This window comes from Rickettsia sp. TH2014 (genome assembly GCF_019249195.1).
GTDB lineage: Bacteria > Pseudomonadota > Alphaproteobacteria > Rickettsiales > Rickettsiaceae > Rickettsia > Rickettsia felis.
In genome coordinates this window covers 1-7,884 of record NZ_MXAX01000246.1, presented here as the reverse complement: position 1 = coordinate 7,884, position 7,884 = coordinate 1, and the positions used below count along the sequence as shown (strand labels likewise).

The following is a 7,884-nucleotide window of genomic DNA, read 5'->3' as shown; positions in this document are numbered from 1 at the left end:
ACATTCAGATATAATTTTTATAATGTCTGTGAGATTAAATCTTGACTTCTACAGATTTCAAAACTCCTGATTTCTCTATTTGCGGCTATACTAGTATCCCGACATATAATAGAGCTTCAAGTGAAGATCAGTTTTTATTTATCAATAATAGACCGGTAAAAGATAAGTTGCTACAAGTAGCTTTAAGGGTAGCATATCAAGATTATTTAGCTCGTGATCGTTATCCGCTATGTGCTATATTCTTACAAATTGATCCACAACTTGTTGATGTTAATGTACATCCGGCAAAAGCAGAGGTTAGGTTTCATGATCCGAATTATGTACGAAACTTATTAATAGAAGCAATTAAAAATGCTTTAACGAATAAAAGCCATGTTACTTCTACTACTATTGCCTCTGATGCTCTTCAGTTATTTAAAAATCCTTTAGCTAACAAACAACCGTCAGTAAGTAAAGCTGTAAGCGTGAATAGTAAACCGACAGATTATAGACCTGCTATGTCACCTAGTTTTAAATCTACGCCAAATACTGCTTGTCAGAAGCTAATTGATACGCTACCACATGCTAAAATAGAACAAGAAGTAGAAAGACGTATAGAACATGAGCAGCAAAGCCATAAACAATATAAGCTTGGGGCAGCTAAAGCACAACTTCATACTACTTATATTATTTCACAAACCGAAGATAGTATAGTAATTACCGACCAGCATGCAGCACATGAACGTTTAGGATACGAAAAAATAAAAGATTACCTTAAAACGGAAGAGTTAATAAAACAGCGTTTGCTTATTCCTGAGATAGTAGAACTGCCAAGTGAAAGAAAAGCAGATTGTTTATATGAAAATAGAGAAAAACTATATAAACTTGGTTTAACTCTAGAAAAATTCGGTGAGAAATCTATTATAGTGACTGAAATTCCAAATATCCTTGGAGATGTAAACGTACAAAAGTTAATTCAGGATCTCGCTGATCATTTATCGGATTTCGGTGAGAATATAGCTTTGACGGAGTTAATAGAGCATGTGACAGAAACTTATGCCTGTCATTATTCTATTAGAGCAGGACGAAAATTATCGGCAGATGAAATGAATGCCTTATTGCGTCAAATGGAAAATACGCCGTTTTCAGGTCAATGTAATCACGGCAGACCTACTTAATATTGAGTTAAAGCTTAAGGATATCGAACGCTTATTTGGACAGTAACTCGTTTAATTTGAAAAATTGGCGTCACTGCGAACGACCGTAAGGAGTGCGGCAATCTCAGGACATTAAAACTAGATTGCCACGCAGCCTACGGCTGCTCGCAAAGACGCATCTCTCTTTATTTTACAATGCCTAGTTTTTACTTGACTATTTTTCAATTTCGTTTTATTCTGCTTTTCTTGAGTAATAATAAAATAATATCTTGATTTAAGGTGTCAGCTAATGGCAAAGAAAAATAAAAATGTTTTGGTAAGGCTAGTAAGTACTGCCGGCACAGGTGTTTTTTGGGTAAAAAAACGTAATCCGAAAACCCAAACCGAGAAGCTTTCTTTTCGTAAGTATGATAAAGTAGTTAGAAAACATGTTCTTTTTAAAGAAGAAAAAATAAAATAATTGTAAGTAATATATGGCAGTAAAAATTCGTTTAGCTAGAGGCGGTGCTAAAAAGCGTCCTTTTTACCGTGTAGTAGTAGCTAACGCAACAGCACCTCGTGACGGTGACTTTTTAGAAAAAGTCGGAACTTATAATCCAATGCTTGCTTCAGATAATAGTGAGCGCGTGGTTTTAAAAAAAGATCGTATAGAATATTGGCTTGGCACCGGTGCTAAACCAACTGAACGAGTCGCAAAATTTATTGAGCAAGCAGGCGTTACTCTTCCTGAGAAAGTTAAAAAGGAAATGGAAGTTAAAGCAAAAAACCGCAAAACTAGACCAAATAAAAAGGAAGCTAAAGAAGCTTAATTTATAGTGTATTTTCGTCATTGCGAGGAAAAATTGAAATTTTTGACGAAGCAATCTCGTGCCAAAGTCCTGAGATTGCCACGCTCCTTGCAGTCGCCCGCAATGACGATTTTATGTCCATGCAATAACGTTTTTCCTACCAAATTATATACTTTTCTCTATAATCATATTAATATGCCGGATTAGCTCAGTGGTAGAGCAACCGCCTTGTAAGCGGTAGGTCATCAGTTCAAATCCGATATCCGGCACCATCAAAAATTTTCTTGTCATTTGTCGTATTGGGGCTATCTTTGTATAGATACCAAATCGTCATTGCGAGGAAATTTACAATAGTAAATTGACGAAGCAATCTCAGGAGTTTGTTATTATTTCATAAGATTGCCACGTCGCTTCGCTCCTCGCAATGACGGATAAACAGACCCACGCAACAATACCACGCAGGAACGGCATAAGGGCCATGCAACAAAACCGTTTTTAACTAAGATTAACATCCTTTAAACTATGATAGTAATCGATAAAACATCTTATAGAGCTGTGGGGTTTGATAAACGTATTAAATTCCTAGTGCTACATTATACACAGTGTGATTTTAAGCAGTCTTTAGATTTTCTAACCAGTGAAAAGTTAAGTAGCCATTATTTAATAAACAATGAAAACTCTGAACATATATTTCAATTAGTAGAAGAGCATGCATGGCATGCTGGAGTAAGTTACTGACAAGGTCATGAGCGTATTAATGATACATCAATCGGTATTGAAATCGTAAATCCTGCATTTGAAATAAATGTAAAAAACAGTAATATAGTTTGGCTACTCTATGCGGAAAGGCAGATTAATAGTGTCATAAGTTTGTGTAGACAGATTATCGCTAGATATGATATTAAACCTACTAGAGTGGTTGGGCATTCTGATATTGCTTCAGGTAGAAAACAGGACCTTGGTTCGCTATTTCCTTGGAAACTATTATATGATAACGATATGGGAGCATGGTATGATGAGCAAATTTTTAACAAGCTATTGCCTCAAGTCGACATAACCGATATTGCAGCAATTCAGCAAAAATTTATTACATACGGTTATAAACTCGAAGCTACTGGAATTTTAGATTCTAAAATGAAAGATGTTATAATTTCGTTTCAAATACATTTTCGCCCTAGTAATTTTTCCGGCGATTTGGATGCTGAAACCATAGTAATTTTAGATGCCTTAATATTAAAATATAATCTGAATTAATATGACAAGATTTATAACTATATCGAATCTTATGGATTATCGAGTTACTTTGAAATTAATGGAAGATTACGTTAACAGAGTAATTAGTGATAATGAGCTGGAAATTGTTTATTTAGTCGAACATTCGGAAGTATATACAGCCGGTACTAATTATAAACAAGGAGAATTATTAAATTACGATGATATTCCGGTAATTTACACAGGACGTGGCGGTAAATTTACTTTTCATGGACCAGGTCAGCGTGTTATTTATCCAATTCTTAATTTAGCCTTACCAAATCGACACAAAGATTTAAAGCTATATATAAAAATGCTTGAAGAATGGATTATAAATAGCTTAAATTATTTTGGAATTAAAGCATATATTATTAAAGATAAAGTAGGAATTTGGGTAAAAGTAAAGAAAGGTGAATTTGCTAAAATTGCTGCAATAGGTGTTAGAGTAAGAAAATGGGTTACATATCACGGTGTAGCTATAAATATTTCAACAGATTTAAGTAAGTTTAGTGGGATTATTCCTTGTGGACTTGAAAATTCTTTAGTAACATCTTTAAATCAGTTAGGAATTCATATTGAAATGTCTGAATTTGATAAAATTATTCAAACTGAATTTGATAAAATATTTAAATGATCAGAAAATTTTTACTCACAATTTTAGCAATTTTTGCTCTTTGGGTCGGTGGTCTTGGTTATTATTTATATTTAATAAATTCTTATAAGCTTAATAGTAATACCACTAATGCAATAATAGTATTTGCAGGAGGAGGACATAAAATTGAAACTGGTATTGCTTTGCTTAAAGCAGGCTATGCACCTATATTATTTATTACCGGTATAGAATCTACAGAGCAATTAAAAAATTTGTTAAAGGAACGTAATGTTATAGAACAGCAGGTAATACTTGCTCCGAATAAAATGATGTCCGAAGAAGATAATATTAAGAAAGCGGTTGATTTTATTGTAACTTACAATCTTACTTCAATAATTTTAGTAGAGCATAATTATAATATACCTTTTATGCTAAATAAGCTTGAAAAAGCGATTCCTTCTTCTAATAATATCTATATAGTGCCATATCCTGTTTTTTTCAAACAAAAGTATGATGTGTTATTAAAATCCTATCATCGTTATTTAATGAGTATAGTAAACTGATCCCCGCTTTGTGCTTCGTTGTTAGTATTGTTGTGCGGATCAATTTTATCTCTGTCATCCCGTGGCCCTTCCACGGAATCCAGTAAAAATACTAAAATTATTAGTATTTTTTATTGTTTTTGGGTTACGTGGGTTTTATCGGTCCACGCGACAATGTCTTTGTTGTTCGTTGGCTTGCCTATTATAGACTTCGCTCCTCACGCCCGTCACAAAATGGATCTGTTACTCAAGGTAGAGCTTCTTAGGTTCTTTACTCTTTGCTAGTACAATATTTTAGAACGGCTACGCCAAATAATGCAGAAATTAAAGAGCCTATTATTACTGCAGCTCTCATAGAGTTTGAAGGACAACTACTCTCAAACGTAATACTACCTATAAATAAACTTAGGGTAAATCCAATTCCTCCAAGTATAGATATAGAATAAAATTTTAACCATGAGGTATCACTTGGTAAATTACAGAGTTTAAATTTTACAAATGGATATGAAAATAGCATAATACCTAATTGCTTACCTACAAATAAACCAAATATTATCCCGTAAACTAAAGCAAGGATTGAGTTGGAACAGGCGCCTTTAAATACAAAATATTCTAAAAGGATACCGGAATTCATAAATACAAAAAGCGGTAAAATAAAGTAATTTACAAAAGGACGAGTTAAGTTTTCAAGTTTTTTAAAAGAAGTGTTAAATTCTCCTTTTATATTAACAGGTATAAAAAGTGCTATAATAGCTCCGCATAAAGTACCGTGAATACCTGACTCCACCATACTAATCCATAATAATAAACCTACAATTATATAATAAAATATTTGTTTAACTTGTCGATAATTCAGTATAAACAAGGTGAATATAATTACAGAGGAAATTAATAATGCCGGAGTATTGATTGTTTTAGTATAAAACGAGGCTAGTATAATTAACGCAAAAGCATCGTCAATTAATGAGCAACCTATAATAAAAGCTCGCAATTCTAAAGATATACGTCGACTGAAAAAAGATAAAATACCAAGGACAAAAGCAGTATCGGTTGCTATAGGAATAGCCCATCCTTTTATTAATCCCGGTTTATCATAATTAAAAAACATGTATATTAAGGCAGGAACTAGCACACCTCCAAGGGCTGCTGCCGCAGGTAATATTAGTTTTTTTTTATTTTTATATTCACCTTCTACTAGATGAAATTTCATCTCTAAACCTATTAATAAAAAGAAGAAAGTCATGAGACCGTCATTAACCAACCCTATAAAAGTTGTTTGTAAACTTACATTTCCTATTATTAAAGAAAATTTACTGTAAATAAAAGAAGAATAATATTTTGCTAGGAAAATATTATTGCTGACAATTATTGCTAAAGTAAAAGCAATAATTAATAATACACCGGCAAAAGTACCAGATTTAATTAATTCTCTTAATTGATTATTTATGCCCATGATTTTAATATTAGTTATAACAAGCTCATAATAATAAGTTATTTAAATTCATTAAGAAAGTCAAAAATCTATATAAATTCATAGCAATAATTTATTTTTTAGTGAGATAAAAAGTTGTTTTTATACTTTTATAAACTTGTATAATAAGTGTAAGAAGATATAAATATGATATATTATGCACCTTAACTACTTAAAAGATTTGATTGGTTTTAAGTCTGTAACTCCTGAGAGTGACGGGGCTATTGAGTATATTGACGATCTACTTAAACAGCACGGCTTTAAGACCGAAATAAAAATATTCGGCGATTCTAAAAGTGAGCAAGTCACTAATCTTTATGCTGTTTTCGGTAGCAATGAGCCTAATATTTGCTTTGTTGGGCATGTAGATGTAGTGCCGGCAGGTAATCATGAGCTTTGGCATAATGTGAGTCCATTTAAGGCTAGCCAGCAAGACGGTAAGATATATGGCAGAGGTGCGGTGGATATGAAAGGGGCGATAGCATGCTTTCTAGCAGCTAGTTTAGATTTCATAAAAAATAATACCAGCTTTAAAGGTTCTATTAGTTTCTTACTTACTAGTGATGAAGAGGGAAAAGCAAAGCATGGTACTAAAGAAATGCTGCAATATATTTATGATCAAGGGCATAAAATTGATTTTGCTATTGTCGGTGAGCCTACTTGCGAAAAAGAGATAGGCGATACAATTAAAATCGGCAGAAGAGGAAGTATTAATTTTGAATTAAATATAGAAGGCTTAAGCGGGCATGTAGCTTATCCTCATAAAGCAAATAATCCGTTGCCTTGCTTAATAAAAATATTGAATGAGTTAACAAATATAAGACTTGATGAAAGGACGGAATTTTTTCAAAGTTCAAATCTTGAAGTGACGAATATCGATGTCGGTAATAATACTTCAAACGTAATTCCGACAAGTACGGAGGTATCTTTCAATATACGTTTTAATAATTTACATAATGCAGAAACTTTAGCAAAACGGGTAGAAGAAATTATTAAACGATATTGCAAAGAATATAAAGTAGATTATAAGTTAGAGTATAGTAGTTCTGCTGATAGTTTTATTCAAAATCCTAACGATAAAATAAAAGAATTTGCTAAAATAGTAGAGCATATACTTAAAATAAAGCCTGAATTCTCTACAAGCGGCGGTACGTCGGATGCAAGATTCGTCAAAAATTATTGTCCGTTAGTAGAATTCGGTTTATTATCCGAAACGGCACATAAAATAAACGAATACACAAAAATTAGCGATTTACAAAAATTATATGATGTGTATTATAATTTTTTGATGGAAATACTTTAATGTCATTCCAGCGTGGATACCAAGTCGTCATTGTGAGCAGCCATAGGCTGAGTGGCAATCTCGTCAAATCTTCTGAGATTGCTTCGTCAATTACTTTGTAATTTCCTCGCAATGACGGATAAGCCCGATCTAAGCAACAATGCTGAGCTAGGAATAACATTACCATATGCGGATGTGATGAAACTGGTAGACATGCAAGATTTAGGTTCTTGTGCCGCGAGGCGTGGGGGTTCAAGTCCCTTCATCCGTACCACTTAAATTCTCTCATAAAAAATAACATAAAATTTTTATGCAGCAATTTAGTATTTATCAAACAAGCGATGAATTGCTTCTAAAATCGATATTGCTTCTGATAGAAAAATGCCATCACTCTGATCTTAAAAGCGTGATATTAACTGCAGATGCAGATCAACAAGAAATGCTCAATAAAAATCTTTGGACTTATTCACGTAAGCAATTTATACCTCACGGTAGTAAACTTGATCCGCAGCCTGAAAAACAGCCGATTTATATTACCGATGAGTTACAAAATCCTAATAATGCTAGCGTGCTTGTTATTATTTCTCCTACGGATGTAGGAAAAATTTTACAAGCAAAAGAATATATAAGGGTTTTTAAAAGGATAATTATAATAACCGATTTACCGGAAGATTTAAAAGAATTAACGGCAAAAATAAATAAATTTACCGAGCAGGAAAATAAAATCGATTGTTTTACTCAAAATCTTCGTGGAACGTGGAATAAGGTAGAATAAGCTTAGGTCCTGTGTGCTTTTAATAGAATAATCATAATTATGGCTCT

7 protein-coding genes, 2 tRNA genes and 2 pseudogenes are annotated in these 7,884 nt (G+C 32.9%); 10 read left to right on the top strand and 1 reads right to left on the bottom strand.

What is annotated here, in order from left to right; translation table 11 throughout:
* Positions 1-53: 53 nt before the first annotated feature.
* The 7 genes and pseudogenes from mutL to KYQ89_RS05045 form a co-directional block, all read left to right on the top strand.
* Positions 54-1,203: pseudogene (mutL, locus tag KYQ89_RS05075) on the top strand (DNA mismatch repair endonuclease MutL); the annotation flags it as partial.
* A 222-nt stretch (positions 1,204-1,425) separates the two neighbouring features.
* Positions 1,426-1,596, top strand: coding sequence for a 50S ribosomal protein L33 (gene rpmG / locus KYQ89_RS05070; protein WP_004997072.1), 171 nt, complete (start codon positions 1,426-1,428; stop codon positions 1,594-1,596).
* A 13-nt stretch (positions 1,597-1,609) separates the two neighbouring features.
* A complete protein-coding gene (gene rpsP / locus KYQ89_RS05065) occupies positions 1,610-1,945 on the top strand; it encodes a 30S ribosomal protein S16 (protein WP_218460674.1) in 336 nt (111 codons plus the stop codon).
* A gap of 176 nt (positions 1,946-2,121) precedes the next feature.
* A tRNA-Thr gene (locus tag KYQ89_RS05060) sits at positions 2,122-2,196 on the top strand.
* Between the two features lie 250 nt (positions 2,197-2,446).
* Positions 2,447-3,178: pseudogene (locus tag KYQ89_RS05055) on the top strand (N-acetylmuramoyl-L-alanine amidase).
* Position 3,179: 1 nt separating this feature from the next.
* A complete protein-coding gene (lipB, locus tag KYQ89_RS05050) occupies positions 3,180-3,809 on the top strand; it encodes a lipoyl(octanoyl) transferase LipB (protein WP_218460673.1) in 630 nt (209 codons plus the stop codon).
* Positions 3,806-4,330, top strand: coding sequence for a YdcF family protein (locus tag KYQ89_RS05045; RefSeq protein WP_218460672.1), 525 nt, complete (start codon positions 3,806-3,808; stop codon positions 4,328-4,330). Before lipB ends, KYQ89_RS05045 begins: the two co-directional genes overlap by 4 nt.
* A 250-nt stretch (positions 4,331-4,580) precedes the next feature.
* On the opposite strand, the gene nhaA is transcribed toward KYQ89_RS05045, so the two are convergent.
* Entirely contained in the window at positions 4,581-5,762 is a 1,182-nt protein-coding gene (nhaA, locus tag KYQ89_RS05040) for a Na+/H+ antiporter NhaA (protein WP_218460671.1), read from the bottom strand.
* Positions 5,763-5,937: 175 nt separating this feature from the next.
* Here nhaA and dapE point away from each other — a divergent pair, with 175 nt between their 5' ends.
* From dapE to KYQ89_RS05025, 3 genes are all read left to right on the top strand, one after another.
* Positions 5,938-7,083 (top strand): succinyl-diaminopimelate desuccinylase, encoded by a 1,146-nt coding sequence (gene dapE / locus KYQ89_RS05035; RefSeq protein WP_218460670.1) that lies wholly within the window; start codon positions 5,938-5,940, stop codon positions 7,081-7,083.
* A 168-nt stretch (positions 7,084-7,251) separates the two neighbouring features.
* Positions 7,252-7,336, top strand: a tRNA-Leu gene (locus KYQ89_RS05030).
* 36 nt (positions 7,337-7,372) lie between these two features.
* Positions 7,373-7,837 carry a DNA polymerase III subunit chi gene (locus tag KYQ89_RS05025; RefSeq protein ID WP_218460669.1) on the top strand — a complete coding sequence of 155 codons (465 nt, stop codon included), beginning with the start codon at positions 7,373-7,375 and terminating at the stop codon, positions 7,835-7,837.
* Positions 7,838-7,884 lie beyond the last annotated feature (47 nt).